This window comes from Bacteroidota bacterium (assembly GCA_023957335.1).
GTDB lineage: Bacteria > Bacteroidota > Bacteroidia > NS11-12g > UBA955 > JALOAG01.
In genome coordinates this window covers 100,215-125,989 of the sequence record JAMLHC010000003.1, presented here as the reverse complement: position 1 = coordinate 125,989, position 25,775 = coordinate 100,215, and the positions used below count along the sequence as shown (strand labels likewise).

Here is a 25,775-nt window from a genome sequence, read left to right as displayed (position 1 = left end):
ACAGGATTTAATTTCAATTAAAAACACTCAATATATGAAAACACTTAAGACAAGCTATTAACATGCTTGTTTAAGCCACTTTTAAGATTTGCAGCTTTGTTTTTATGAATGATATTTCTCTTTGCTAACTTGTCTAACATACCAAAAACTGTTGGCATTAATTCCAAAGCTTCTGTTTTGTTTTCAGTTTTGTAAACTCTCTTCATAAAGGTACGTGCTGTTTTGTGCTGATACTTATTAAGATCTCTTTTTGCCTCGTTAGATCTAATTCTTTTTATTGCGGACTTAATATTTGCCATGTTCTTCTGTTCAAAAAAGGACTGCAAATTTGCACTTAATAAAATAGAATTCCAAATCTATTTTAAAAAGTTTTTAAGCAGGTCAAAAAAACTAACTTTGCGTCCTCATTTTCAGAATATTGATATGTCGCTTTCTAACGAAGAATTTTTCAAAAAGGTTGTTGCACATTGCAAAGAGTATGGTTTTGTATTCCCGTCAAGTGAGATTTATGACGGTTTGAGTGCTGTATATGATTATGGTTCAAGAGGTGTTGTTCTCAAAAATAATTTGCGTCAGTATTGGTGGCAAAGCATGACCCGTTTACATAAAAATATTGTGGGTGTTGATGCCGCTATTTTTATGCATCCCAAAGTGTGGAAAGCAAGTGGGCACGTGGACGGATTCAGCGACCCGATGATTGATAACAAGGATTCTAAAAAAAGATATAGGGCAGACCAATTGATTGAAGAGTTTATAGATAAACAGGATGCCAAAATCAGCAAAGAGATTGAGAAAGCAGCAACTCGTTTTGGAGACTCGTTTAGTGAACAGCAATACCGCGAAACAAATCCCAGAGTATTGGAATATCAGGCAAAAATAAACCATGCAGCTACTGTTTTGAAGACAGGATTGGAAAGTAATAACCTGAAAATGATTAAGGACTTTATCGAAGAACAAAATATCGTGTGTCCTATTTCCGGAACCTGCAATTGGACTGACATCAGACAATTTAACCTGATGTATTCCACCCAAATGAATGCAACTGATGGCGGTGAAGAAGCCCTTTATCTACGTCCCGAAACAGCTCAGGGAATTTTTGTGAATTTTCTGAATGTACAAAAATCTGCCCGAATGAAAATTCCTTTTGGTATTGCACAAACCGGCAAAGCTTTTAGAAATGAAATTGTTGCCCGGCAGTTTATCATGCGCATGAAAGAGTTTGAGCAAATGGAAATGCAATTTTTTGTAAGACCCGGTTCCGAAATCGAATGGTACAACAAATGGAAAGAAACCCGTATGCAATGGCACTTGGCAATGGGAATCAAACCCGAACACTACCGTTTTCATGACCATGACAAATTAGCCCATTATGCCAATGCGGCTGTGGATATTGAATATAAATTTCCGTTCGGATTCAAAGAATTAGAAGGAATTCACTCTCGTACCGATTTTGATTTGAGCAAGCATCAAGAATTTTCAGGTAAAAAAATAAAATACCATGATGCAGAATTGAATGAAAGCTATACTCCTTATGTTATTGAAACTTCAATAGGTTTAGACCGATTGTTTTTGATGACCATTTGCGAAAATCTAAATGAAGAAACCTTAGAAAATGGAGAAACACGTACAGTACTTAGCTTGCCCCCTGCATTAGCACCAATCAAAGCAGCGATTATGCCTTTGGTTAACAAGGATGGTCTGCCCGAATTAGCAGAAAAAATATACAATGATTTGCACTTGAATTTTGATTGCTTCATTGAAGAGAAAGACTCTATCGGCAAGCGTTACCGCAGACAGGACGCAATAGGAACACCCTATTGTATTACCATTGACCATGATTCTTTGACAGACGGAATGGTAACAGTCCGAGAAAGAGACAGTATGGAACAAAAACGAATGTCTGTTGAACAATTGCCTGCAATGCTTGCTGAACATACATCCATGCACGCTTTATTAAGAAAGTTGAAATAAAAAAAAGCTGTCTCCAATGAGACAGCTTTTTTTATTTATTCTTTGATAGTTGATTATTCTACCACAATTTTATAAGACTGCACTCTGTTTCCAATCTGTAATCGGATAAAGTAAAGTCCTCTACTTAAGTTTTCTATGGTTGATTTGTCGCTGAACTCGCCTCTGGCAATTGTTCTGCCTTGTACATCTGTGATGATATAAGAAAAATCAACTCCTGCTCCTTCAATATGGATAACACCATTGGAAGGATTGGGATAAACTTTGATTAGTTCATTAAACACAGGGTTTAGAATAATGGTTCTCATACCTAATTCTGCAACTGTTCCATCTAAATCAGTTTGAGACAAAGTGTAATAGTTAATTCCTTCGCTTGGAAGTGGGTCTATCATGTTGTAGTGATTGTTATGGTTGCTGTTTCCGGCACCATTCACATTGCCCAAAACTACCCAGTTGATTCCATCATTGGATTTTTTGATAGTATAGAAATCATTGTTTGTTTCTTGTGCACTTGTCCAATCTAATTGTACTTGGAGTGAATTAGTGAGTTTAGCAGAAAAGTTAATCAAGCTGATAGGCAACATGCTCGGGCTGAAAACTTGAATATACAATGTAGCATCGGTGCACACAGTACCGTCACACATCGTATAGGGAAATATCGTAGTTCCAATGAAAGACACATCCGGTGTAAAAGTATAACTGCCATCAGTACTTAGCGAAAGTGTGCCCACACCAGCAGGGCTTGCGCTTACTCCGGTTTTTAGACTCACAGTTTTTGTTCCGGCTGTTTGCGTAGAAAAGTCGTTTTGTATCAAACCGTTTGCTGCTGTAGCAGTTATGGAATTTCCTGATGTGGTAAAGCTATAATCATCACTTGCTTGTACTGCATTGGGCGTAGAAGGCTCATTTACAGTAATAATAACATATTCTTGTATGCATAGTGTACCTGCGGGGGCTTCACATATTTCATACATGAAGGTATCTTTTCCATAGAAACCTGCTTTGGGTGTATATTCAACATTGCCTGCCATATTTACATTAATTGTTGCGCCATTTTTATTGCTTGCAGAAACAATGGTTGGTTGGGCAAGGGCGGGTGTTAAGTTGATAGTATTGACTGTCTTGTCGTTGTTGCTAACATTCACCACTAAAGTAGCAGGAGTTGTAGGATGTCCTTGCATCAAACCGTAATCTATGGTTGTTGTGGGTTTGTTGTTTGCGGAATAAACATCTTTTACTACAGTAATAGTTAGTATTTCGGTTATGCAGATGCTGCCGGGTGCGGGTGTGCAAGCATCCACCTTAAATTTATATACACCGGGTACGCTTGTTTTGAATGTATATGTGCCGTCTGTGCTTAATGTGGGGACAGAAGCTGATGGATTACCTACTACCGAACTTACATTGCCATAAGTGTAACCTAAAGGTAAGTTGTCGTTTGTGCTGACATCGCCTGCTATTTGTACGTTTGTTACTGTGCTATGAAAGTCATCATAAGTTTCTTCTTTATTTACTGTAATGTATAATGTAGCTTTGGTACATACCGGGTCAGTTGCATTGTCATCGCATGTTTCATATTCAAAGTTGGTGCTGCCATAAAATCCATAAGCAGGAGTAAATGTGTATGCCCCAAATTTGTCTAAGACTAATTTTCCAACTCCGGGTTTGGTGGTTGTTTGTGGAGTGATTTCTTGATTGTCACCTTCTGCGTCTGCATCATTGGTTTTTACATTTCCTGAAACAGGCGTGTTGAAATTGGTGTTGGCATAATCATCTGCGCCATAGGTAGCATTTTGTGAGCTGCTCCCTGATATGTGAATAATTTGTTTAGCTTGAGAGCAAAGAGGGGTTGGACTTGTGTTATCGCAAACCTCGTATGAGTAGCTTACTATGCCTGTAAATGTGCTTACGGGAGTAAATGTTATCTCTCCGGTGGAGCTGTTTATAGATAAGCTGCCTTCGGTAGATGTATTTGGCGCTGTTCCGGAAACAATCGTAACACTGCTTGGAACTAATGATTTCCCTTTGGAGCCGACTTGGTCGTTTGACAAAGTAGGAATAGTTACGGCTGTATTCTTTTTGGTGCTTGTTACATCGGTAGATGCCATGGGAGGATTGCTAAGCGTAGAGTCGTTTTTTATCCAAATTGTGAGTTCCTCTGTCAAGCAATTTGAAATTTGTCCTATGTCGCAAATGGATACTTCATAAACATACTTGCCGGGTTTGTCGGCAGTAAACGTATATTTACCATCACTGCCCATGCTGATTACAGGAGTGCTGCCGGATGGTGAAGATTTGAGATTTGGAGACATGCCATATTTTACCGGTGCTGCATTTACATCATTTGTTGAAACATTGCCACTGATTTCATTATTTACAAAACCATGATTGTTGTCCGGTAAGGCTAATTTGCATTGTAACATGGTTACTGTAATGATGGTGTCAATTGGGATAACAGGATTGCAAATGTCTTTCATTGATGCTTTAATCTCAACTGTCCCGGGTTGGCTAAACTTGAGTGTGTCATTGTTGGCATTGTCTTTATCGGGTACTAAGGTTACAATCCCAAGAGGGTCTTTGTTAATGGAAAATGTAACGCTGGTTCCCTCTTCACTCAACTGCAGTATGTAGTCTGTGCCAAAACAAAAGGTTGTACTAGATGAAATAAAAATAGGAATAGGATTGACATTAATAGATGCATTGCTGGGTACCCCGCATATATTTACGGGAATTGTGCCAAAATCATAAGAAGTTATATCTGCTTCTGCGCATCCTCCGCACGCCATACTGCCACCTGTTCTGTGTCCGGTATAACCAAAGTTCTTTTCACATTGTTTGATAATCATGGAAGTGTGCCCCCCGGTTTCAACTGCTAAAATAGAGTCAGTGCTCGCAGTTGTGTTGCCGGGACGTCCGGGATCAACCCCCGTAGAAGATGCACCCATGCCAATCATACCATTGTGATTGCTGCCCCATGCCCAAAGTTGCTTGTCATTATTGATTGCATTGATTGCAGGAACTCGGTAGGATGCATTTGCAAATCCATCATGTTCGTTTGGACTAATCCAAACTATATCATCCATGTAGTCGGGGGTGGCGTTGTTATTATATTTAACTCTTACCCAAGAGGTGCTTGTAGTCGTTGTGAAATCACCTAATTGTCGGTTCGTATTGTTTCCAAGTGCATATAGTTTGCCTGATTTGGCAAGTACATAATAGGTAATTCTATTTGTTGTATTTGCATCACAAGTCATCCCTATCATTTTTACGTCAATATCAACACCTCCGTCTTGGGGTAAGGTCATCTGAGTAGCTCTCTGAATATTTGATTTTATACTGGTACTGTTACCTAAATATACTCTTACTCCCCAAGTCCACAATTTATTGTCGGAGCTTAAGGCAAACATTGTGTTGTAGCAGCCTCGCGCTACTACGATATCAGTCAGCGGATCTGAAGAGGTATTGATTGTTACTTGTCTCCATCTTCTTTGGCTGGCAGCATTAGTTCCGCTTGCACCTCTGCCTCGCATATCTGTTTGCGTGGAAAGCACCCAAACGTCCCCGCTACAAGTAGTAATCGCCAAAGTAGAACGAGTTCCAAACATCATTTTTACATCACCGGGTTTTACGTTTGTGGGTAAACCCGTTGTGTCTGCACCGGTGAGTTGAGAAACATCTATTTTTTGAAAAGTTGTGCTTGTGGTTGCGTCTGTTTCCAATAAAATGCCTCTTTCACCCCAAACAAACAATCCATGGGTGGTTAGGACAATATATTGGTGTTTGCCGGTGCCACCTGCATTTGAGCCATTTGAACCTCCGGCAATTTTTAAGATATCGCCTCTGAGTGCAGGAAAGTTAGTCTTGTTGATTTCACTTGGAGTTGTTAAGTTGCCAGTTCCATTGTTTGCGGCACCTTGTCCCCATCCTGAGTATGTCCCGTCCCCGTTGCGGGTTAAAGTTCCATGGTAAAGTGAAACAAGGTTGTCATACTCAATGGTTGAAGCATTGGTGTTGGAATTAATTCCGTAGTTTGACAAATCTGTGCTTGCGCATCCGACAGCAGGCTGCGAACAATACATCTTGCTCTGGGCAAAAGTACTTTGATTTGTTAAGTGTAATAAGACACTTAGTGCGCTGATAATAAAAGATTTAAATTTCATGAAGGGTTAAAAAAATGCGGGTGCAAAAGTAGTGATCATTTTACAAAAAAACAAGCACGCAATCGATGAGATATGTTGATAATGTAGCTAACAACTGTAAGTTTACAATTTTGAAAAAATGATTTCCTAATTAAACTTCGGTTTATATCTACTATCTTAGCCTGTCAACAGACTTAAGCAATTTGATATCATGCACAATGCCTCGCAATGCAAAGAAGTGCAGGAAGGGAAGGATAATGGGCATAAAAGCAGCAATTTTCCAATGAGTGTCGGCAGTGTCAAACACCTTTACCCCCAAGGAAGTTTGATAATAAATCATAAAGAAAAGAAGCAAATCAAACATCAATAAATAGGAAGCAAAGCGTAACTGTAATTTATGTTTGTGGAAAAGAAATATAGATGCTAAGCCAAAAATGCCAATAATAGTTAGTGTGAAAATTATATAACTGTTGTTGCTGTTGACTATCTGCGCAGTATTAGCAGCATTGATAAATTCGGTGGTTCTAAAACCAATTCTTAATGTTTCAATATTGTCGCTCCCTTGCAGATTGCCAACAACTTCTGATATTGTAGGGTTAGTTAAAAGGTAAACAAATGCAAAAAGACTTGCTATCAAAAGGTAGAGAGTTTGTTTTCTTTGAATCATGCCGCAAAAATATGAACTTGTTTGATATGTCGAAATGCAGTTGTAACGCATTTTTAGCCTAAATTTGCCCCTTGTATGTCACATACCGATGAAGTAAAATTATATCTTGAAACTTTGAACAAGGATTTACCCTTGTACAAGGACTCAATCATCGAAGTTTCAAATGATATCCGTAAGGAAGGGTATTCTGAATATCCTATTTTTGTTGCCACTCAAATGTCCTTAGACTTAGGAGAGCAAATTATAGACCGCAATGACCTCGGTACATCATGGAGCATATATGCATCAACACTTGAAGAGTTTGTTGAAAAAGGTGTAGTTGTGGAAGATAAGATGGCAGAATTCAAAAAAGCATGGAAAAACCCTGCCTCACACGCTTGCATATTTCTGATTACTCCCTTGGGTGCAAGTTTTTTGTTTATTCCCTTCAAAAAGAATACTGTAGATTATAATTTCAACCTGAATTGATGGAGAAAAATCCAAAAGTAGCTGTTGTAATTCTGAACTACAGTACAAGGAATTGGTTAGAGAAATTTTTGCCATCTGTACTTAAAACCAACTGGTCTAACCTCGAAATTGTAGTTGCTGACAACGCTTCTACTGATGATAGTGTTGAATTTGTCAAAACTCATTTTTCGCAGATTACACTTTTGCAGTTTCACAAAAATTTTGGTTTTACAGGTGGATACAATAAGGCACTTTCATTGATTCAAGCAGATTATTACGTGTTGCTGAATTCAGATATTGAAGTTGATGAGAATTGGTTGCAACCATTGGTGCAACTTGCAAAGAGCGATAATAGCATTGCGGCAGTTCAGCCTTTGATAATTGACTGGAAGGATAAAAGCAAATATGAATATGCGGGAGCAGCAGGTGGTTTTATAGATAAATACGGATATCCATTTTGTAGGGGGCGGATTTTTGATTCTGTAGAAAAGATTAGAGAAGATTATAATCAGAACAGAGAAGTGTTCTGGGCGAGCGGAGCGAGCCTTTTTATCAGGGCAAGCAAGTTTCATGAAGTGGGAGGATTGGATAATAATTTTTTTGCACACATGGAAGAAATTGACCTGTGCTGGAGGCTAAAAAACAAAGGTTATAAGATTATGCTTTGCGCAGAGTCAAGAGTTTATCACGTTGGTGGTGCAACGCTTGCGATGGGTCATCCGCGCAAGACATTTTTGAATTTTCACAACGGGTTGGCAATGATGGCGAAAAATCTTCCACGTCAAGAATTGTTTTCAAAAATACTGATACGTCTGCTTTTAGATCACCTGGCGGCTTATCGTTTCTTGTTTTCAGGCAAAATCCGCCATTTTGGAGCAGTTGCAAAAGCACATTTTCGCTTTTTGACTCGTATCCGGTATTGGACAAAACAAAATCTAAATCATTATCAACTTACGGAACGTCAGGGAATTTATAACCGTAGTATTGTGCTTGATTATTATTTGAGAGGAAAAAAGAAGTTTGAAGATTTAGTAAACTTCTAATTATCTTTTACAGTAAGATTGTTGTATGCCTTGATAAATCTTGCACCCAGATTTTGGTTTGGTGGGATATAATCATTGAATCTCGGGTTGCCTCCAACTTTGGCTCTCACTCTTTTCCATAGGTCATTCCACACGATGTCATTGCCTTTGCGAATGGTTTCAATGGTTTCAAAAATCAATGCATTGTTCACCGCTAATGTACCTACTTGTTTGGTTGAAACTATCTGTACATCCATCGCGTTTTCCATTGCTTGAGCGATGTTTTGATATCCTCCACAAGAGCCAAGAATGGCTACTTTGGTTTGGTTGGTCATGGCTGCAATGGTGTTTTCTATATAATAAGAATGTCCTCTGTGTACAATCAAATCAGGGTAACGTCTATTGCTGTCAAAGTATTTACGCAATTCTTCACGTGCTTCAATTTCATGAGAAGGTTTGATGGCATATATTTCAATTACCTTGCTTGTCCCGGTTGTTATCAGCATATAATTGCCCTTGTCTGTTTTTTTCCAGTCTGTACCAAAGTAGGACATGAAATTATTGAAGGCTGCTTCACCATCTTCGTCATCAAAAAAGAAATGTTCTTGGATGTGTTTTCCCTTGGTAAACAATTCTGCCTGAGTTACTCTATCAAGAGCCGGAAGCGCAAAATCAAATTGCCAAATATAGGTTTCGGGATTTCCACCCATCACTTTGTATAGTAACCCATAGAGTTTCATTCCGTTCATGTCTTCGCGGGTGGCACGGTCAATCATGATTTTTTCGATGATTGATTTTAGTTGATTTTTTAAATCTGCCCGTTGAAGTGAGCCGTAAAAATCTGCTACATCCACTGCCGGACCCAAATCTCCTCCCATTTTGTCCAAATCAGTGCAAAGCATTGTAAACAGCTCTTGTTTCTCATCCGCAGTCATTGTAGCCAAAAATTCATCTATCTTGTTATAGTTGGCACATTCTTTCAAGAATACTCTGAACCTATTAAAACCTACTGATTTGAGAAATTGGAAACCCGATTTTTGCTCTCTTTTGCTCATCATTCTGTCATACATGCCCAAGAAGGACGAAGTGAATACTTCTTCCGGTGTATAAACCAGATATGCGTAAATGTCACTTGCAGGGCTATTATTGATGGGCTCAAATCGGTATTCATTCGATTCGTCATGTCGCAGATTGATTTCCACTACAGTTTCCATGCAATGCGCCTTCAACTCTCTTTCTACACTATAATTTCCAAAAATATTTTGTTGCTTTCTGATTTCTAATAATTTATGAAACAATTTGTCTTCATCTTGTCCGATTTCGTTTGCTTGTGCTATACTAAGTCTGCCGGCAATAATTTCGTTGATGAGCACATACGCCTTGGACGAAGAACCATACTGTCTGTAAATGTCAAGCATTGTTTGTACATTTTTATTTTTGGTTTCTTTCAACACACGGTAGTTCAAATGGTTGGAACCAAAATATTCTTTTATTACAGTTGGGGCGTCCAATGCAATAGCCTCCAACACTTCCATTGCATAAGGTTCATTATAAATGGAAATAAATTGTGTCAGCGCATCGGTCGGGTAGAATTTGATTGTGTATAGCCAATAGTCGCGTGCAAAAGTTCTGTTCTTGATGAATTCAGATAAAAAAATAGAAATTTTTGCTTCTGCAATTAATCTGTTATAGAGAATTTCATCATTCTTTTCTGTTACCAATTCATACGCCAATGTCATCAATTTTTCGTAATGTGTGAGATGGTAATAGTCGTTTTCGCTCACTTTGGATAAAATGTCGTAAAGCCCCTTTAACACTCTGCGCGAATAGGTTATGCCTTTATTTTCAGTATTTAAATATTCTAAGATTGAGTTTGGGATGGCAACAAATACTTTGCTTGCTCTTTGGGTCTGAATCTGGGTGCTGAGCGTAATCGTACTGTCTTCTGTCCCATCAAACCTATCAATACGTTTCATTTCGGTGCGTATATCCTGTTCGGAATAAACCTGCGCTCTCAAAGGGTTGAAGAGAAACAGAATAAATATAATAAATAAAAATATTTTTTTCATTTCTTAATAGCTCTGATCATGTCCCAGATGAGCATGCCGGCTGCCACTGCAACATTAAATGAATGTTTGGTACCAAACTGAGGTATTTCAATATAAGCATCACACAAAGGCATTGCACTGTCTGATATTCCGTCCACTTCGTTGCCCAATACGAGGGCAAACTTTGTGCCTTTCTTCCATATCCAGTCTTGTAACAAAGTGCTGTCTGAGGTTTGTTCTAATGCAACTATGAAATATCCTTGCTGTTTAAGTGTTACGATTGCTTTTGCAACGTCTTGATGATATTCCCATTGCATGCTGTTTTCCGCGCCAATGGCTGTTTTGTATATTTCTTTGTGGGGAGGTGTAGGGGTGATTCCGCACAGTAATACACGTTCCAATAAAAAACCATCGGCTGTGCGAAATATAGCACCTACATTGTAAGCACTGCGGATGTTATCCAACACCACAACACATGGGATTTTGTCTGATTGCTTGAACTCATCCACCGACAATCGGTTCAGCTCTACAGTCTTGAGTTTTCTTGTCATTAAATTCGGTCTGCAAATCTACATAAACTATGGATGTAAGAGCAGTACTGCATGTATTTGGATGCCTTGTTTGGTGCGCTTGGTTTTGACAGACAGTCCTGCTATGTTGTATTCAGATAAATCTATGTTGGAATTTGTAATCAGTTGTGTCCACAGTTCTTCAATCACGGTCGATGCATCAAAGTCATCTTCGTTCATTTCAATCAAAGCGATTGTTTCGCTTATGTTTTTTAATTTTGGATGAAGAAATTTCCACCCTCCATAATTTGCCTTGGCTATGCGTTGTGCGGGAGTAGCACCATAAAAAGATTTGTTGCCCTTGATTTCAGTACTCGACAAGGAATTATTTGCTTGCAAATAAGCTATGTGTTTTTGTGCAGCTTCTTCAAAAGGTTTTGCAAGAGCAATCTGTTTATTTGTATTTTTCATCTTGGCGATAATGCCGTTCTTCAACTCTTTGTTGGACTTGCCGGGGCTGAATTTGTGTATAGGTTCAGTGATGATTGGAGTCGAATTGCTGTTGGGCGTGCTATTGGTTTGTTTATTGTCAAAATCTGATGTGGTGTTATCATCGTAAAAGCCGTATCCGAACAAGTCAGTTGCATAGATTGTGTTGTCATCAAAAGTAAATGCTGCGCCATGTTTCCTGTGATTTAATCGTAGCATATTGGCATTGTGCCCCGGTGAGCTTTTCCAAATATCCAAACATTCCAATGCATTGGCTTTGGCATATTCTTGCATACTTTTTTTGTTGACATACATGACGTATGTAGTTGCTGAAGTGTAAAGACAATTTTCACCGGACCAATCCATTCTGCCTTTATCTCCTTGTACGTAGTTTAGCCGGTCGCCCGGTTTTTCACCCGTAAAGTATGGTTTGTTCTTTTCTTCATTATGCGTAAGCTCGTCATTGGCAATCATATAGGCGTTGTGATTGCGTGATGTAAGCCACAAAATATCACTCCAAGCTAAGGTGTCGAGTTTGTTGTCTTTGCGGTATTGGTTGAGTATTTTGTGAAACTCTATTGCAATCAATCTCTCGAGTAGTTGTATTGAATCTTTGTTAGCTGTCTTGATAACATCAGGCAAATCAGCCGCTTTCACTAATTTGTATTGAGCAAATGTGCCTATGGAGCTGAGCAGCAGTGTGAGAAGTACAATCAGCTTTCTCATATTTATTTCAAAGATTATTATACCCTTAACGCAAATTTGCGAGGATAAGTACAGCTATGAATTGTCCTTCTCCAAAATCAGGATGATATATGTTTCAAGCTTACTTTTTTTGCGTTTTACTTTGACCGTAAAGCCCATAGACCGATACTCATCCAGCGATATTTCATTGCCGTTAATCAGTTGTTCGAACAAATTGTTTGCAACATCCTCGGTTTTAAAATTTGCTTCTTCCTGTGAAACAAAAACAAACATTTCCACTTGTGTCGTTTTACGCTTTTTCTTTGTGTTGATTGCAGAAAAAGATTCATGCTCCATGTTGTCGCCTCTGCCATCAATCCTCGCCTGCACGTATTCTTTGGAAGTTTCTGTTAGTTCTTTGTCTTTTTTGAGTTCAGCATTTACAGCCAGAAATTTCTTCTCAAGTATGTCGGCAATTTCTTTTCCGGCTTTGATAACATTGAGCTTTTCAGGTTCTTCTTGAGTGATGCCATAACTTGAATTCATGTTTTTTTCTTTGGTATTATTGGACTTGACTATTGTTCCAAACAAATCAGTTCCATAAAAGTTGCTCCCGCTGATGATAAACGCAACACCGTGATAACCTCTTGCATTTAACATATTGGCATTGTGTCCCGGAGACTTTTTCCATTGATTGAATCCATCTTTTGCCATCTGTTTTGCAATTTGCTCAACAGATGTGAGCGTGTAGTCTATATTGTTTTGTAAAATATTTTCATTTGTCCAAAAGCGGGTGTTTTTGTTTCCATCGACATAACTTAATCTATTGCCGGGGTCTATACCTGAGAAATAAGGTCTGTTTTTGACTTGATCATGAGAGAAGTAAGAATAGTCAGCATTCTTGGCTAAATATAGGCTGTGATTTCGGCTTGTCAACCAGAATGTTTCATCCCATGCCAATGAGTCAATATTTTGGGATTTTCTATACTGATTAATCAATTTGTGAAACTCCAATGCAGCTTGTCGCTCTATCTGCTGGTTTCGGTCAGTTTGCGCCTCTTGCAAGAGAGTCGGCAGATCTGATAACGTAACAAGCTTGTAATTTTGTCCGATTGCGGATGTGAGCGAGAATGCAAAAATGAGGGTGATGAATGTTTTCATACTAATGTGAGGTTGTAATATTCTAAATTTAATGTGCAAAACTCGGAAAAATATGCTAAATATATGCCAAATTAATGATTGATTTGTCATAGTTAAATGCACAAAGAATAAATTGCAGGAATATTTTAGTGTTGTAACCAACAATTTTCGGGTAATTATATCGAACCCAATTTGCCGAGCGAGTTACATTATCAACAAATCCGTGTCCTTCCAACTCAAAATAGTTTCATTGCTTCTTTTTTGTGTTTGGTCTTGGGTGTTTATTAAATAATGTTCAAGGTCAAATTGTGGTGCGATTTTATCCAAATAGTGGAGCGATTTCAGGTATTCAGGTTTTACTGTTTGAGATGATTTCAATTCAATACATTGAACATTTTTACCCTTTTCAATAATTAAATCAATTTCGTTGCCATTGCTATCTCGCCAGAAATAAAAATTTCTTGACGCACCTTGATTATAATGGTCTTTCAGGATATTTGTGATTATTGTATTTTCAAATAAAACTCCTTTATGAGAAGATACAATCCAGTCTTCTTTATTTTCTTTTCCCAATAAATGCGAGAGTAAACCCGAATCATAAAAATAGAGTTTAGGAGTTTTTACAACTCTTTTTGAAAAATTATTATGCCAAGGTTTTAGCTGAAAAACAATGAAACTTGTTTCCAGAATAGAAATCCAGTTTTGGACAGTTTTTACACTCAGTCCCAAAGCATTTGAAATTGCACTTGCATTAAAAAGTTGTCCGGCATGAACGGCACACAGTTGTATAAACTTTTGAAAAGTCGAAATATCTTGAACGTTCAAAATGGTTCTGACATCGCGTTCTACATAGGTTTGTATATAAGATGGGAAGAAATCTTGCGGTGCTATTTTCTTGTCATAAATACGGGGATATCCACCTTCGAAAATAACAGAATCAAGGTCGAAATTCTTTTCTGATTTTAATTCATCAAAAGACAAAGGCAAAAGATTCATTAAGTAAACTCTGCCAGCCAGACTTTGACTAATTTTTTCCATCATCAAATAGTTTTGAGAACCAGTCAGAATGTATTGCCCCGTATGATTGGATGTGTCAACAATTTGTTGCAAATAAGAAAATAGTTCAGGAACATTTTGGGCTTCGTCTATGATAACTTTTTTATCATAAAAACTCAAAAAACCTTTTGGGTCGGAGAGGGCAAAATTCAAATCGTCCGGATTTTCCAATGACACATACCTATAGTCTGGAAAGCTTTGTTTGCTTATCGTAGTTTTTCCGGATTGCCTTGGACCAGTAAGGACAATAATCGGAAATTTCTTTGCCATTTCCAGAATTTTCTTCTTTGCAATGCGATTAATCACATCGCAAAAGTAATCCATTTTAGGCAATTTTGGAATTTTCCCTATGCAAATTTGGAATTTTCTCTATGTAATTTTGGAATTTTTAGCCGTGCTTGGTGTTGTCACCGACCACACAGCAAGACAACACTTCAATTTTTATAATAGTCATGTAGCTTGCTCAAAGAGAGCTCATAAAGTCTGCCTATGGTTGCAATTATCAGCCTATCTCCCGCAATACACATAAAAACCACTTTTTCATTTAACGATGTAACGAGAGGATTAAATGAAAGCGTTTCGGTGTCTAAAACATAAAGACCGGTCTTTTCTCCTGCATGAATGCCAATAATGTGATCGTTTGCATTTTCTAAAAACGAAGCGGTAAAAGGGATAGGACTTGTTTCCCATGTTTTTCCCTGATCGGATGAATAATATGTGCCTTTTGTGTGAACCGATGCATAGATGTTGTTGGCGTGAACAGACATGGCTAATACCCCAAAACCAATTGTCTCGCCATTGTAATTGTCCGGTTTGAATAACTGTGCTATTTTAACAGTTTGTCTGTTTTGTATATTATAGCGATAGATACTGTTGCCGTTAGTTCCCATTAACAATACATTGTTGTTGCAGGCGCAACTGACTATGCCACGGACAGTACCTTCAATAGTTTCCCATTTATCTTCTTTGCTGTTCCATTCAAATAATTTACTGTCATACCCTGCTGCAAATAGTTTCCCGTTGCAAACTGACATTGAGAAAATAACAGAATCGCTTAAGCCTTTCTTGACCGGCAACCACGTTTTGTTGTCTTTCCCGAGTTTATAAATACCGTTGAATTGGAACGAAGCATACAGTGTGTTTTCAAATATAACTAAATGTGTAGCAGCTTTGTTTCCTGTTATTCCATTGCTAAAAGATTCAATTTGTGATTTTTTACTTATTTTATAAATACCTGCGCGAGTAGCAAAAATCAACTGTGAGTTGTACTCCACAAGGCTTTCAACTTGTGTGGTATTACCCATTATATTTTTTGGGAAATCGGCTATTTTCTTGAAATGCAAACTATCTGATGCTACTGTCGTAAGGCATGAGAATAACCACAATGCGGAAATAAATATGGCTCTCTTCATAGTGAGAATTAATTAAGTGAGAAATTGATTGATTTTTAACAGCAAATATACCCCCCCCTCTCTCTTATAAACAAATTTTTTACAAATAAAGTTATCACAGTTTAGTAAACGAATTCCGGTCATGCTTCGATACACTTTTGTTCGGAGCAGTCAAGCCACATAGCATACAAAGGCGCATTGTCATCCTGAGTGCTCGCGGCAGGGTATGCGCAGAGGGCGAGTGTATCGAAGGATGAGCAGGGCATGCTTCGATACACTTTTGTTCGGAGCAACAAAAGCACTCAGCATGACATCAGGAGAGGTGTATTGTTAGGAGCAGCCAAGCCACTCAGCATACAGAGGCGCATTGTCATCCTGAGTGCTCGCGGCAGGGTATGTGCAGAGGGCGAGTGTATCGAAGGATGAGCAGCGCATGCTTCGATACACTTTTGTTCGGAGCAACAAAAGCACTCAGCATGACAATAGGGGGTGTGGTGTTAGGAGTAGCCAATCCACTCAGCATGACAGCAGGGAAAGTCAGTTGTTCCGGGTAATTATTGAATGTTTGTTTTTAACTTAGAATGCTTTTAGTTGATGTTCATTGTCTATGGAAGTTTTATCTTTGCCGCACACAAACATACGACTTTTATGGCAGATGTATTAATAGTAATGGGCTCAGACAGCGATTTGCCGGTGATGCAAGGCGCGGCTGAAATTTTGCAAAAACTCAAAATCTCATTTGAGCTATCCATTGTTTCCGCACACAGAACACCCCAAAGGCTTGCCGAATATGGCACAACAGCAGCCAAAAAGGGTTTCAAAGTAATCATTGCCGGAGCCGGAGGAGCAGCTCATTTGCCCGGAATGTTGGCTTCGTTTTCGTCCTTACCCGTGGTGGGTGTGCCGGTCAAATCTTCCAATCTTTCCGGTGTGGACAGCCTGTACAGTATAGTACAAATGCCTCCCGGTGTACCGGTGGGAACTATGGCTATCAATGGGGCTGCGAATGCCGGTTTGTTTGCTGCGCAAATCATTGGAGCTTCTGATGCCAAAGTCCGTGCAAGGATAGACAAATACAAAAAAGACCTCGAAAAATCCGTGTTGGAAAAAGCGGATAAAATCGAAAAAATAGGTTTTGAAAAATATCTCAAAGGTATGAAACCATGATTCTGATTGGAGATAAACTGATTTCAGATGAATTGTTTGATGTAAAATTTGTTTGCAATTTAGATAAATGTCTGGGCGCATGTTGTGTAGAAGGGGATGCAGGCGCACCGCTGGATACAGAGGAATTAGAACCCATCCGTAAAAATATCAAAAACGTAGAATCTTATTTACCCGAAAAACAAAAAGAACTGTTAGCTCAATCAGGGTTTTATGAGAAGGATTATGTAGGAGAATTGGTTACCACTTGTTTGCCTACCGGAGAGTGTGTGTTTTCATTCAGGGACGAACGTGGCATTCTCGGTTGTGCACTTGAAAAAGCATTTCGAGACGGCAAGTCAGATTTTAAGAAACCCATATCTTGTCATCTCTATCCCATCAGAGTGTCAAAAGTAGGGGAATACACAGCCTTAAACTATCACGAATGGGATATTTGCAAACCTGCATTGAAGTTGGGAGATAAACTTGGAATACCTGTTTTTAAATTTCTGCAAGACCCCATCATCAGAGCGTTTGGCAAAGAATTTTACAATGAGATGGAGGCAGTGTATGAAGCCCGCAAAAGTTATTAATACCCTTCGTTAATGACAAAAGACCAAATCATATCAGGTTTTAAAAAGTATGTACCCCAAGAATTTGCTTCATTCTGTGCAGATTTATTGGTGCAATACAAGGTAGATTTAAAAGTAAAGCGCCCGCGCAATACGAAATCGGGTGATTACCGTCCTCCTGTGCAAGGCAGAAAAAAGCATGAAGTTACGGTTAACTCAGACCTGAATCCGTACTATTTTCTATTGGTTTATATTCACGAAATGGCACACGTCAAAACATGGGAAGACTTTGGACGCAAAGCTGAGCCGCATGGAGAGGAATGGAAAAGGATTTTTAAGGAAATGGCACAGCCTGTTTTGATGTCCGGATTGTTGCCCCCCGATATACAGTCAGCTTTGACTAAATTTTTTATCAAAACACCCGCTACTTTTCTTTCAGACACTCATTTGATATCAGTACTCAGGAAATATGACAAAGGCGATGCAATCATCACTTTGGATGCAATACCGCCCGGAGCAACATTTAAACTCAATAATGGTTTATGCTTAGTCAAAGAAACCCGTCTTCGTACATGGTATTTGTGCAAAGAAGTCAGCACCGGACGAAAGTTCAGAGTAAAAGGCAATGCAGAAGTGAGTGCAGTTTGAATTATATGGCTGAATGTGAATGATTTTGCTCATGTTTTTCTCTTTAAGCCCATGAATTTGAAAGCAGATATCATTCTTTTTTGGTTTCAAAATATGTATTTAATTTAAAAAAGAGAAGTGCAGCCTGAGGTTTGTCCTCCTTTTGATAAAATCTGACAGCATTGATGTCGTTCCAATTTAGCTGTTTAGAAGGGTCGGTTTCTAAAAAGAATTGAATAGCAGTATCAACATAGTCCTGTGTAGCAGGCCAAAACACGACTAATCCGTCTTTATCCATATTTGTCAGTTGACCAATATCCATCATAAAATGAAAGTTAGTGGGAGTGATTTTTCTATTTTTATTCTTTTCATTTGGATAACAAAGATTTGAAGTAATTGCAGTTACTTTGTTGGATTTGATCTTGCATAGCACCAAGAAAGTTTTATTGATTGTTGAATCTACTTTGGTTCTACTGAGATACTTTGGGTTAGTAAAGCCAATATCCCACAAAACTGCAAATACTGAATCTGTAGGGTCGCCAATTGCGCAAAAGTTTCTTATTCTAGATTTTGAAAACCCCCATTTATCAATGTAATTATTTCTTTCATTATTGGTGAAATATGCAGACAAGCCTTGATTAATATAATTTATTGAATCTTTTTCTAATGGAAACCAGTATGGGTGGTCTTTTAGACATTCTATTTCAAATGAATCTTTTGTTTTAAACTCAGGGTCAATCATATATAAACGTGCAGAGTATCCATCAGAATAAAAAATTTTTCCATAAAGAAGTGCAATTAAATTTTGTTGATTGAATGCAGTAAAATCGATGCCTTGAATAATGATGGGTTGAATTGGGCTAAACTTTTTTGTTTGAACATTATATTCAAACCATCCGCAAGGAATTGCTTTATTTGCAGTATCCAAATATGCTAAAAAAGAGGTATGAATAAATTGAATTAACCTGATCGTATTATTGCCGACAAACTCAGATTGATAAATGTAGTATTGTTGTTTTTCTTGAAGAATTGTTTCATGATTTTCAGAAAAACCAACGAATGCAAGTGTTGTGGGAATAGGGGTGGATGAGATACGGTTTAGGATAGAATTATGAAAATCTATTTGAAATTCAAGCACTGAAAATGAAGAAAATAAATAACATAAGTTCTGATTGAGGTTGAAAGTAATACTTCTAATCATATCAACTTTATCTCCGGAAGTTAGAGCATATATCAGTGGCTTTAATTTTTTTCTCCCATTAAACAATATAGGTTGAAAAATTAAATGAGTAATCTTTAATCCGCTCTTATCTAATTTATAACTGACTAATAATAAAGTATCTCCCTTGTATTGTTTTAGACCTATAACGCTAAACCCACTTGTGAAATTTAACTCATCTTGAGATTCTATGTTAATTTTCTCAATGTGAAATAATGTTATAGCAGACTTATTATAAATCAAAGAATCACCTTGTGCTGCATTTGTATTATTGGGACAACCTAATATTAGAGCTATAAAGAAGAACAAACCGGCAAACCAATATTGGTTTGCCGGTTTGTAGAAATATATTTTCATATATTTATTCATAATAGTTCATCATGTATGGTAATGATAACAATGTTAGGATTGGTGCTGTCTGCTTCCCAATGAAATGTAACTAATGCTGTTTCTTGGGTTTGAGGGTTATAATATGTTTTATTGATTGTCCCGTAAGATTGCCCGTTTTCAAATAGAGATTGAATATAAGTGACAGTTTGGTCTAAGCCATTTGTCCCCACATTGGGTATCCATGGTACAACATTCGCACCCTCACACCATTCCCTTAATTCGGCATTTGTATAGCACTTACTATTACCGGAATTAAGACATGTCATAGATACATACGGAGGGCTTGCTGTGTTATCACATACCCTTGTTACATACTTGTCTGTCATACCTTGGTCAATTCCAGTTTCTAATTTCAGTACGATGTCTGCATTGGCATGGTTCATGACAAAGGCGTAAAACAAGAAGAAAAGTAAAGAGAGTTTTAGATTAATTGTTTTCATTTCATTAATTATTTAAATTTTAAAATTAAAGTCTTTCCCGTACATGAAAACACTTCTCTCTTTAACTCACTACACAATTCCATGCGCGGCAGGCTCTTTTTTATCCTGTTGCTCCTTTTTTTCGTTCTGGGCTTAGCAATTCTCCCATTCAAAAGTACTTAAATTTTGGAAAGACAAAATCTTGTTTTTATTTTTTTGACACTATTGGTCAACTTTTTTGTTTTGCACTTTTCTTTCCCTAACCCTTGTTGTAATAACTCATGTAAAGGTTTTTTATTAATTACTTTCCGAAGTATTGATTAAAATTGTACAGCAAATATACCCCCCCCCTTATAAACAAATTTTTTGCAAATAAAGTTTTCCACAATTTAGTAAATTAATTCTCGTCATGCTTCGATACACCTTTGTTCGGAGCAACAAAAGCACTCAGCATGACAGCTGGGATGGTCAGTTGTTCAGAGTAAAAGGCAATGCAGAAGTGAGTGCGGTTTGAATGTTATCAAATTTTTGGTGTTAGGTATGAGCAGAGAGAGGATTCTAATCATAGCTCCCAAGGTGTTTGGAATTTGAACCTTGTAATTTCCTTCCTATTCCTAATTTTTATATTAATTTTCGCCCCTCAAATCACAGAACCAAAATGAGCAAAAAGAAACAAGCAATCAAATCATCTCCTTTGTCAAGCCCTCATATACAAGGCAGAAAGTTGGGTTTATCGGTTGTGATGCCCGGTGATTATGCAATAGCTGATTTGCCGGATACACTGAAAGCACTTGTTGATAAGGTGGATTTTGTGAGTGATTTGCACAATGCAAAAAACGAGTTGCTGTGTTTCCCAACCCAAGCAGATTTTGCCAAACAAAGCAAACTCGATTCTGTGATTGAGTTTGTGCTTAAGACTCCCGTAGTCCCCAACACAGTGCTTGTGCCAACATCGCCAAAACCTCTCGCAAAAGAAGGTTTTGGGAAAAAAGCAAATTTTTGGTTTCAGGGTGTTATCGAAAGATTGTATAGTGGTATTGAACCTCATCACGCTCTTAACTCTTGTATTTTGTTTCCGACCGAAAAAACCAAAGAATACTTAGCGCAAACACCCGCATTGGCAAAACTATCTCCGCTCGGACTGGCACGCGAATGTAGAAGGCAAGGGATGGAAATTGAAGGCGTGGCAGTGCAGGGATTGGCAGTTTCCAAGACAGTAGGCATTTTCGAGTTTTTTAAAGGATGGCGGACAGCAGGTAAATTAGTGCAAGAGGAGTTTATTTCTGTGCCACTCAAAAACGGTTTTTCGGTCAAAGAAGCTATTAACAATGGCAACTCATTGATTTATCGCTTTAAGTTTTTTATGCTGGCTCTTGTGGGCATGTTGTCCATGTTGTTTATCAGCAAGGACTATAATGTTACATGGGACGAGGAAACCAATCAAGAATCGGCAGAATTGGTTTACCAATACCTGAGCAGTTTCGGCTCTGATACAACGATGTTTAATTTTGCCGAAGGCAGAAACAGAGAAGTCAACCAACACTATGGGATGTCATTTGATGTGGTGTCGGTAGTAGCCCAAAAAATCATCCATAATTTTAGCCCCAATGCCAATGTATATGCCATTCGACACTTTTTGAATGCTTTTGTCGGATTTTTAATCATTCTGTTTACGGGATTGCTTGCGTGGCGTGTGTTTGATGTGCGGGCGGGGGTATTGGCGTTGTTCATCATGTATTTTTCACCCTCTTTCTTTGGACATAGCTTTAATAACCCTAAGGACATCCCTTTTGCACTCGGTTTTATTATGAGTGTGTATTATCTGGCAAGGACTTTATTGGAATTTCCAAAACCCACTTTGCAGAGTAGGTTGATGCTGGCTATTTCTTTAGGACTTGTGTTGAGTGTAAGAGCAGGAGGTTTGATGGCATTTGCTTTTGTGGTAATGTTCTTTGGCATTTTGTGGTTGTTGAATTTTAAGCAATCCGCTTCGCTTAAACCCTATCTGAAATTTGGGCTTCCGATTTTGATTATTGGCTATTTGCTTGGGATTTCAATCTGGCCCTACGCCTTACGCGACCCATTGCATGGTGTTTTGAATGCATTGAGCAAATTTGAAAACTTCTCGGCACTGACCTATTATGAATTGTTTGAGGGAGTAAGAATGTATATTAAGCCTTGGTATTATATCCCAAAACTGATTTTGATTACAGCTCCTCTGATGTTGTTGGTAGGGTTGCCATTGGTGTTGCTGTTGTATAAAAGCAAATTAAGCCCAAACCAAAAATTGGTACTCGGATTGGTTATTTTTTCTTCAATATTTCCGGTTGTCTATACGATTTACAAAGGCTCATATCTATACAACGGATGGAGGCACATGTTGTTTGTATATCCCGGATTAGCTGTGTTGGCGGCAGTGGGTTGGAGTAAACTTGTAGAAGTTGTAAAAAAACCTTCTTTGAAGTGGATTGCATTGCTCGCATTTATTGGCACGGGCGCACCCGCCATGATTTGGTCTTTTGCCAATCACCCTTATCAATACATGTATTTCAACGAACTAACCGGAGGGGTAAAAGGTGCCAACGGCATTTACGAACTTGATTATTGGAATCAAACTCCGCGTGCGGCTATGGAGTGGGTAGGGAAAAATATTCCTGAACTTTTTAATGGTAAGATTCCGATGAACAGCAATAACCCGGTTGAAACATTGACCACATTTGTGTCGGGTAGTGACAGCATACAATATCGTTGGACAAGGGAATACGAATGGACAAAAAATAATTGGGAATATGCCATTTGGACAAGTCGTACGTTGAACAAAAATCAAATTTTGGGAGGATATTGGACGCCCGAAGGCACTGTGCATACAGTGAATGTAGCCGGAGTGCCGGTGTGCGCAGTAGTCAAAAGAAAAGCGACAACAGGCTATGACGGTTACAGGGCTTTTGCTGAAAAGAAGTATGACAGCGCTGTAATATATTTTAAGAAAGCCATTGAAGCCGAGCCTTTGGAAGAGGAATATCATAGAGGCTTGGGCGCTACTTATAGGGTTTTGGGGCAATTTAATGATGCAATTGCAGAGTTCAAAAGAGCTTTAGAGATTAGAGATGGCAACTATGAGGCATATTTTTCATTAGGGGAAATTTACTTTACACAAGCTACTTCCAATGAGCAGAATATTGACCAAGCAATGCTGTCAACAGCAGAATCTTTGTTTAAAAAGGCAATCAGTTTTAAGAAAAATTATACGGGAGCTTATATGTATCTTGGGGTAATTTCCATGAACAAGAATGATATGACACAGGCAATGCAATCCTATAAGAGCATGATAGAAAACAACCCGAATATTGCACAAGGCTATCAAGGGGTTGCGCGAGTGTTCATCAACCTGCAACAAACAGACAGTGCTTTGTACTACTTAAATTATGCAATGCAGATTGCCCCTAACCAAGCTGATATTTATGCAGACATTTCGCGTGCTTTTGAAATACGTGGCGATAAACAAAATGCAGAGAAATACCGTCAGGAGTTCTACAGATTGCAAGGAGGTGCACAATGAGATTGAGCAAAATAACCTTTTTCGTTCTTGTGTTATTGTTAATTGCCTCATGTAACAGAGATACAGGATATGTTGAAATTACAGGCGAAACAATGGGTTCTACTTATAGTATTAAGTATCGAGGGGACAAAGGTTTGAAGCCCAAGATTGATTCGCTTTTGACAGAATTTAGCCAACTTTTTTCTACTTATGATTCAAACGCATTTTTGTATAAATTTAATCATAACACATTGACTGATGAAGATTTGAAACATCTAACCGAAAGACAATGTAAATGGATGACACAAGTTTTTAAAACCTCTCTGGTGATTTACCACAAAACCAACAAGGCGTTTAATCCCGGATTAGGTCCTTTGTTTCATTTCTGGGGCTTTGGAGATAATTCACAAAATCCCGATGTGATTGATTCACTTGTGATAGATAGCCTTTCACAGTATTGTAATTATGAGAATTTCAGCCTTAAAGGGTGTTTTCCTCAAAAACCCAACCCCAATTACGAACTCAACTATAATGCAATTGCTGCCGGCTATGCAACAGATGTAGTATCTTCACTTTTGGATTCCTTGGGTTTTGAGGATTATCTGATTAACATAACCGGAGAGTTAAAAGCCAGAGGATATAATCCCAATGGAAAAATCTGGAAAATCAGTATTGAACGACCTACGGACAACAAGTCTATGAACTCAGGGATGTTTGAACTTGAACTCAATAATAAAGCGATGGCTACCAGCGGCAACTACCGCAATTTTTTTCAAAAAGAAGGTAAAAAATATGGTCATACCATAGATCCCAAAACCGGTTATCCTACTCATAATTCACTGTTGAGCGCAACCGTGATATCAAAACTTGGCGCTAATTGCGATGCGCTGGCAACTGCATTTATGGTAATGGGGGTTGAGGATGCAAAAAGGATGATATTGAGCGATAGCACGTTGGACGGGGTTTTGATATACGAGGAAAACGGAGAAATGAAAACTTGGGTGAGTTGGGAACATCGATAATTGTTTTAGAGCAAAAGCGAACTTTGCAAGTTTAAATGAAATCAAGGCTGACAATTACTTAGCTAATTTTGCCGACACTTTAAAAAGTAGCAATGGCAGCAGAGCGTAAGTTATGGAATAAGGATTTTATCATCACCAGTGCTTCTTATTTTTTGTTTGCATTTTCTTTCAATTTACTCATGCCTACTTTGCCGATTTATTTGTCGGAAGTGCTGAAAGTTTCACCTCCCAAAATTGGGATTGTGCTGTCTTCTTATGCGATTGCATTACTTTTTGTGCGCCCATTTTGTGGATTTTTGGTTGATTCCTATGAGCGAAAACCGCTGCTGGTGATAGGGACACTCTTGTTTGTGCTTACCTATCTGGGATATTATTTTGCGGTTTCGGTTGTGTTTTTTGTAACACTTAGGTTCGTACATGGGGCATTTTGGGGTTTGTCAACAGTTGCCGCAAACACGGTTGCAATAGATATCATCCCTGCTTCCAGAAGGGCTGAAGGAATTGGGTATTTTGGAGTGAATACCAATATTGCTATGGCGATTGCTCCCTATATTGCAGTTAATATTTATGACCAATATGGTTTTGATTTTTTGGTAACAAGCGCATTGGCTATGGGCGTACTTTCAGTTTTAGTAGCCTTATTTATACAAACTCCCAAAAGAGTCAAATCAGATAATGTGGCTCCTATTTCCTTAGACAGATTTATCTTAGTCAAAGGAATTCCGATTTTGTTCAATCAGCTTTTTTTGACTTTTGGTTGGGGAACTTTGGTTGCGTTTGCTGTGCTCTATGGCAAATCCATAGGAATAGAAAACTCGGGGGTGTTTTTTCTCTTTCTGGCTGCCGGTATTATCCTCTCGAGGGTTACTTCGGGCAAATTTGTTGATAAAGGGTATTTAGAACACATGATGGTAGTGGCTTTGCTGGCTATCACTATCGGGTTTGTTGGGTTCGCGCTCTTACACAGTATTTTCTATTATTGCGCATCTGCCTTGCTTATCGGAATTGGCTATGGAACTCTTTTTCCTGCTTTACAAACTATGTATATTGACATGGCACCGGCACACAAACGCGGCACTGCCAACTCAACGTATCTGACCGGATTTGATTTGGGGATTGGAATTGGGATGCTGGTCGGTGCTTATTTAAATGGCAAATTTGGTTTTTCCAATATGTATCTTTTTACTGCGGCTCTGTGTTTTATTTCACTTGTGATTTTTTGGTTTAATTCGAGAAAGGTTTTTGAACGCAATAAGCTGGTTAAAAATCTGATATAAGCATTCAA

21 protein-coding genes are annotated in these 25,775 nt (G+C 38.3%); 10 read left to right on the top strand and 11 right to left on the bottom strand.

The window, feature by feature from the left end; genetic code table 11:
* Positions 1-44: 44 nt before the first annotated feature.
* Positions 45-299 carry a 30S ribosomal protein S20 gene (gene rpsT, locus M9892_06510; protein ID MCO5253993.1) on the bottom strand — a complete coding sequence of 85 codons (255 nt, stop codon included), beginning with the start codon at positions 297-299 and terminating at the stop codon, positions 45-47.
* Positions 300-423: 124 nt separating this feature from the next.
* Between rpsT and M9892_06505 the strand changes: the two genes are divergently transcribed.
* Positions 424-1,971, top strand: a complete 1,548-nt coding sequence (locus M9892_06505) for a glycine--tRNA ligase (protein MCO5253992.1) — start codon at positions 424-426, stop codon at positions 1,969-1,971.
* Between the two features lie 53 nt (positions 1,972-2,024).
* Here M9892_06505 and M9892_06500 read toward each other — a convergent pair whose 3' ends face one another.
* Both M9892_06500 and M9892_06495 read right to left on the bottom strand, forming a co-directional pair.
* Complete coding sequence (locus M9892_06500; protein MCO5253991.1) at positions 2,025-6,128, bottom strand: Ig-like domain-containing protein; 4,104 nt, start codon at positions 6,126-6,128, stop codon at positions 2,025-2,027.
* A 151-nt stretch (positions 6,129-6,279) separates the two neighbouring features.
* The gene (locus M9892_06495; GenBank protein ID MCO5253990.1) at positions 6,280-6,774 is read right to left on the bottom strand and encodes a DUF4293 domain-containing protein; all 495 of its coding nucleotides are present in this window, start codon (positions 6,772-6,774) and stop codon (positions 6,280-6,282) included.
* Positions 6,775-6,849: 75 nt separating this feature from the next.
* Between M9892_06495 and M9892_06490 the strand changes: the two genes are divergently transcribed.
* Positions 6,850-7,242, top strand: coding sequence for a hypothetical protein (locus M9892_06490; GenBank protein ID MCO5253989.1), 393 nt, complete (start codon positions 6,850-6,852; stop codon positions 7,240-7,242).
* Positions 7,242-8,264 (top strand): glycosyltransferase family 2 protein, encoded by a 1,023-nt coding sequence (locus M9892_06485; GenBank protein MCO5253988.1) that lies wholly within the window; start codon positions 7,242-7,244, stop codon positions 8,262-8,264. Before M9892_06490 ends, M9892_06485 begins: the two co-directional genes overlap by 1 nt.
* On the opposite strand, the gene M9892_06480 is transcribed toward M9892_06485, so the two are convergent.
* The 6 genes from M9892_06480 to M9892_06455 all read right to left on the bottom strand — a co-directional run bounded on the left by M9892_06480 (position 8,261) and on the right by M9892_06455 (position 15,581).
* Positions 8,261-10,312, bottom strand: a complete 2,052-nt coding sequence (locus M9892_06480) for a hypothetical protein (protein MCO5253987.1) — start codon at positions 10,310-10,312, stop codon at positions 8,261-8,263. The two genes, M9892_06485 and M9892_06480, sit on opposite strands and share 4 nt — an antisense overlap.
* Complete coding sequence (locus M9892_06475) at positions 10,309-10,842, bottom strand: RNA methyltransferase (GenBank protein ID MCO5253986.1); 534 nt, start codon at positions 10,840-10,842, stop codon at positions 10,309-10,311. The genes M9892_06480 and M9892_06475 overlap by 4 nt, the downstream gene beginning before the upstream one ends.
* 27 nt (positions 10,843-10,869) lie before the next feature.
* Positions 10,870-12,015: a CAP domain-containing protein gene (locus M9892_06470; protein ID MCO5253985.1), complete on the bottom strand. Its 1,146-nt coding sequence runs from the start codon at positions 12,013-12,015 to the stop codon at positions 10,870-10,872.
* 54 nt (positions 12,016-12,069) lie between these two features.
* A complete protein-coding gene (locus tag M9892_06465; protein ID MCO5253984.1) occupies positions 12,070-13,134 on the bottom strand; it encodes a CAP domain-containing protein in 1,065 nt (354 codons plus the stop codon).
* A gap of 183 nt (positions 13,135-13,317) precedes the next feature.
* Positions 13,318-14,493: an ATP-binding protein gene (locus M9892_06460; GenBank protein MCO5253983.1), complete on the bottom strand. Its 1,176-nt coding sequence runs from the start codon at positions 14,491-14,493 to the stop codon at positions 13,318-13,320.
* A gap of 110 nt (positions 14,494-14,603) precedes the next feature.
* Positions 14,604-15,581 carry a hypothetical protein gene (locus M9892_06455; protein ID MCO5253982.1) on the bottom strand — a complete coding sequence of 326 codons (978 nt, stop codon included), beginning with the start codon at positions 15,579-15,581 and terminating at the stop codon, positions 14,604-14,606.
* A gap of 189 nt (positions 15,582-15,770) precedes the next feature.
* On the opposite strand from M9892_06455, the gene M9892_06450 reads away from it, so the two are divergent.
* The 4 genes from M9892_06450 (at position 15,771) to M9892_06435 (ending at position 17,923) form a co-directional block, all read left to right on the top strand.
* Positions 15,771-15,986 carry a hypothetical protein gene (locus M9892_06450; protein ID MCO5253981.1) on the top strand — a complete coding sequence of 72 codons (216 nt, stop codon included), beginning with the start codon at positions 15,771-15,773 and terminating at the stop codon, positions 15,984-15,986.
* Positions 15,987-16,208: 222 nt separating this feature from the next.
* Positions 16,209-16,727: a 5-(carboxyamino)imidazole ribonucleotide mutase gene (purE, locus tag M9892_06445; protein MCO5253980.1), complete on the top strand. Its 519-nt coding sequence runs from the start codon at positions 16,209-16,211 to the stop codon at positions 16,725-16,727.
* Positions 16,724-17,296, top strand: a complete 573-nt coding sequence (locus M9892_06440; GenBank protein ID MCO5253979.1) for a DUF3109 family protein — start codon at positions 16,724-16,726, stop codon at positions 17,294-17,296. Before purE ends, M9892_06440 begins: the two co-directional genes overlap by 4 nt.
* A 12-nt stretch (positions 17,297-17,308) precedes the next feature.
* Positions 17,309-17,923, top strand: a complete 615-nt coding sequence (locus tag M9892_06435; protein ID MCO5253978.1) for a SprT family zinc-dependent metalloprotease — start codon at positions 17,309-17,311, stop codon at positions 17,921-17,923.
* A 70-nt stretch (positions 17,924-17,993) separates the two neighbouring features.
* On the opposite strand, the gene M9892_06430 is transcribed toward M9892_06435, so the two are convergent.
* Positions 17,994-19,478 carry a hypothetical protein gene (locus M9892_06430; GenBank protein MCO5253977.1) on the bottom strand — a complete coding sequence of 495 codons (1,485 nt, stop codon included), beginning with the start codon at positions 19,476-19,478 and terminating at the stop codon, positions 17,994-17,996.
* A gap of 8 nt (positions 19,479-19,486) precedes the next feature.
* On the bottom strand, positions 19,487-19,951 hold the full coding sequence (locus M9892_06425) for a hypothetical protein (GenBank protein MCO5253976.1): 465 nt from the start codon (positions 19,949-19,951) through the stop codon (positions 19,487-19,489).
* A 637-nt stretch (positions 19,952-20,588) separates the two neighbouring features.
* Here M9892_06425 and M9892_06420 point away from each other — a divergent pair.
* From M9892_06420 to M9892_06410, 3 genes are all read left to right on the top strand, one after another.
* Entirely contained in the window at positions 20,589-23,489 is a 2,901-nt protein-coding gene (locus M9892_06420) for a tetratricopeptide repeat protein (protein MCO5253975.1), read from the top strand.
* Complete coding sequence (locus M9892_06415; GenBank protein ID MCO5253974.1) at positions 23,486-24,490, top strand: FAD:protein FMN transferase; 1,005 nt, start codon at positions 23,486-23,488, stop codon at positions 24,488-24,490. Before M9892_06420 ends, M9892_06415 begins: the two co-directional genes overlap by 4 nt.
* Positions 24,491-24,582: 92 nt before the next feature.
* Positions 24,583-25,767, top strand: a complete 1,185-nt coding sequence (locus M9892_06410; GenBank protein ID MCO5253973.1) for an MFS transporter — start codon at positions 24,583-24,585, stop codon at positions 25,765-25,767.
* The last annotated feature ends 8 nt before the right edge of the window (positions 25,768-25,775 follow it).

Bases quoted from the DNA above. Each gene is read 5' to 3' on its own strand.
- M9892_06415 (MCO5253974.1), top strand. From the start codon at position 23,486: ATGAGATTGAGCAAAATAACCTTTTTCGTTCTTGTGTTATTGTTAATT.
- purE (MCO5253980.1), top strand. From the start codon at position 16,209: ATGGCAGATGTATTAATAGTAATGGGCTCAGACAGCGATTTGCCGGTG.
- M9892_06485 (MCO5253988.1), top strand. From the start codon at position 7,242: ATGGAGAAAAATCCAAAAGTAGCTGTTGTAATTCTGAACTACAGTACA.
- M9892_06505 (MCO5253992.1), top strand. From the start codon at position 424: ATGTCGCTTTCTAACGAAGAATTTTTCAAAAAGGTTGTTGCACATTGC.
- M9892_06500 (MCO5253991.1), bottom strand. From the start codon at position 6,128: ATGAAATTTAAATCTTTTATTATCAGCGCACTAAGTGTCTTATTACAC.
- M9892_06440 (MCO5253979.1), top strand. From the start codon at position 16,724: ATGATTCTGATTGGAGATAAACTGATTTCAGATGAATTGTTTGATGTA.
- M9892_06480 (MCO5253987.1), bottom strand. From the start codon at position 10,312: ATGAAAAAAATATTTTTATTTATTATATTTATTCTGTTTCTCTTCAAC.
- M9892_06410 (MCO5253973.1), top strand. From the start codon at position 24,583: ATGGCAGCAGAGCGTAAGTTATGGAATAAGGATTTTATCATCACCAGT.
- M9892_06490 (MCO5253989.1), top strand. From the start codon at position 6,850: ATGTCACATACCGATGAAGTAAAATTATATCTTGAAACTTTGAACAAG.
- rpsT (MCO5253993.1), bottom strand. From the start codon at position 299: ATGGCAAATATTAAGTCCGCAATAAAAAGAATTAGATCTAACGAGGCA.
- M9892_06420 (MCO5253975.1), top strand. From the start codon at position 20,589: ATGAGCAAAAAGAAACAAGCAATCAAATCATCTCCTTTGTCAAGCCCT.
- M9892_06430 (MCO5253977.1), bottom strand. From the start codon at position 19,478: ATGAAAATATATTTCTACAAACCGGCAAACCAATATTGGTTTGCCGGT.
- M9892_06470 (MCO5253985.1), bottom strand. From the start codon at position 12,015: ATGAGAAAGCTGATTGTACTTCTCACACTGCTGCTCAGCTCCATAGGC.
- M9892_06455 (MCO5253982.1), bottom strand. From the start codon at position 15,581: ATGAAGAGAGCCATATTTATTTCCGCATTGTGGTTATTCTCATGCCTT.
- M9892_06460 (MCO5253983.1), bottom strand. From the start codon at position 14,493: ATGGATTACTTTTGCGATGTGATTAATCGCATTGCAAAGAAGAAAATT.
- M9892_06435 (MCO5253978.1), top strand. From the start codon at position 17,309: ATGACAAAAGACCAAATCATATCAGGTTTTAAAAAGTATGTACCCCAA.
- M9892_06495 (MCO5253990.1), bottom strand. From the start codon at position 6,774: ATGATTCAAAGAAAACAAACTCTCTACCTTTTGATAGCAAGTCTTTTT.
- M9892_06425 (MCO5253976.1), bottom strand. From the start codon at position 19,951: ATGAAAACAATTAATCTAAAACTCTCTTTACTTTTCTTCTTGTTTTAC.
- M9892_06465 (MCO5253984.1), bottom strand. From the start codon at position 13,134: ATGAAAACATTCATCACCCTCATTTTTGCATTCTCGCTCACATCCGCA.
- M9892_06475 (MCO5253986.1), bottom strand. From the start codon at position 10,842: ATGACAAGAAAACTCAAGACTGTAGAGCTGAACCGATTGTCGGTGGAT.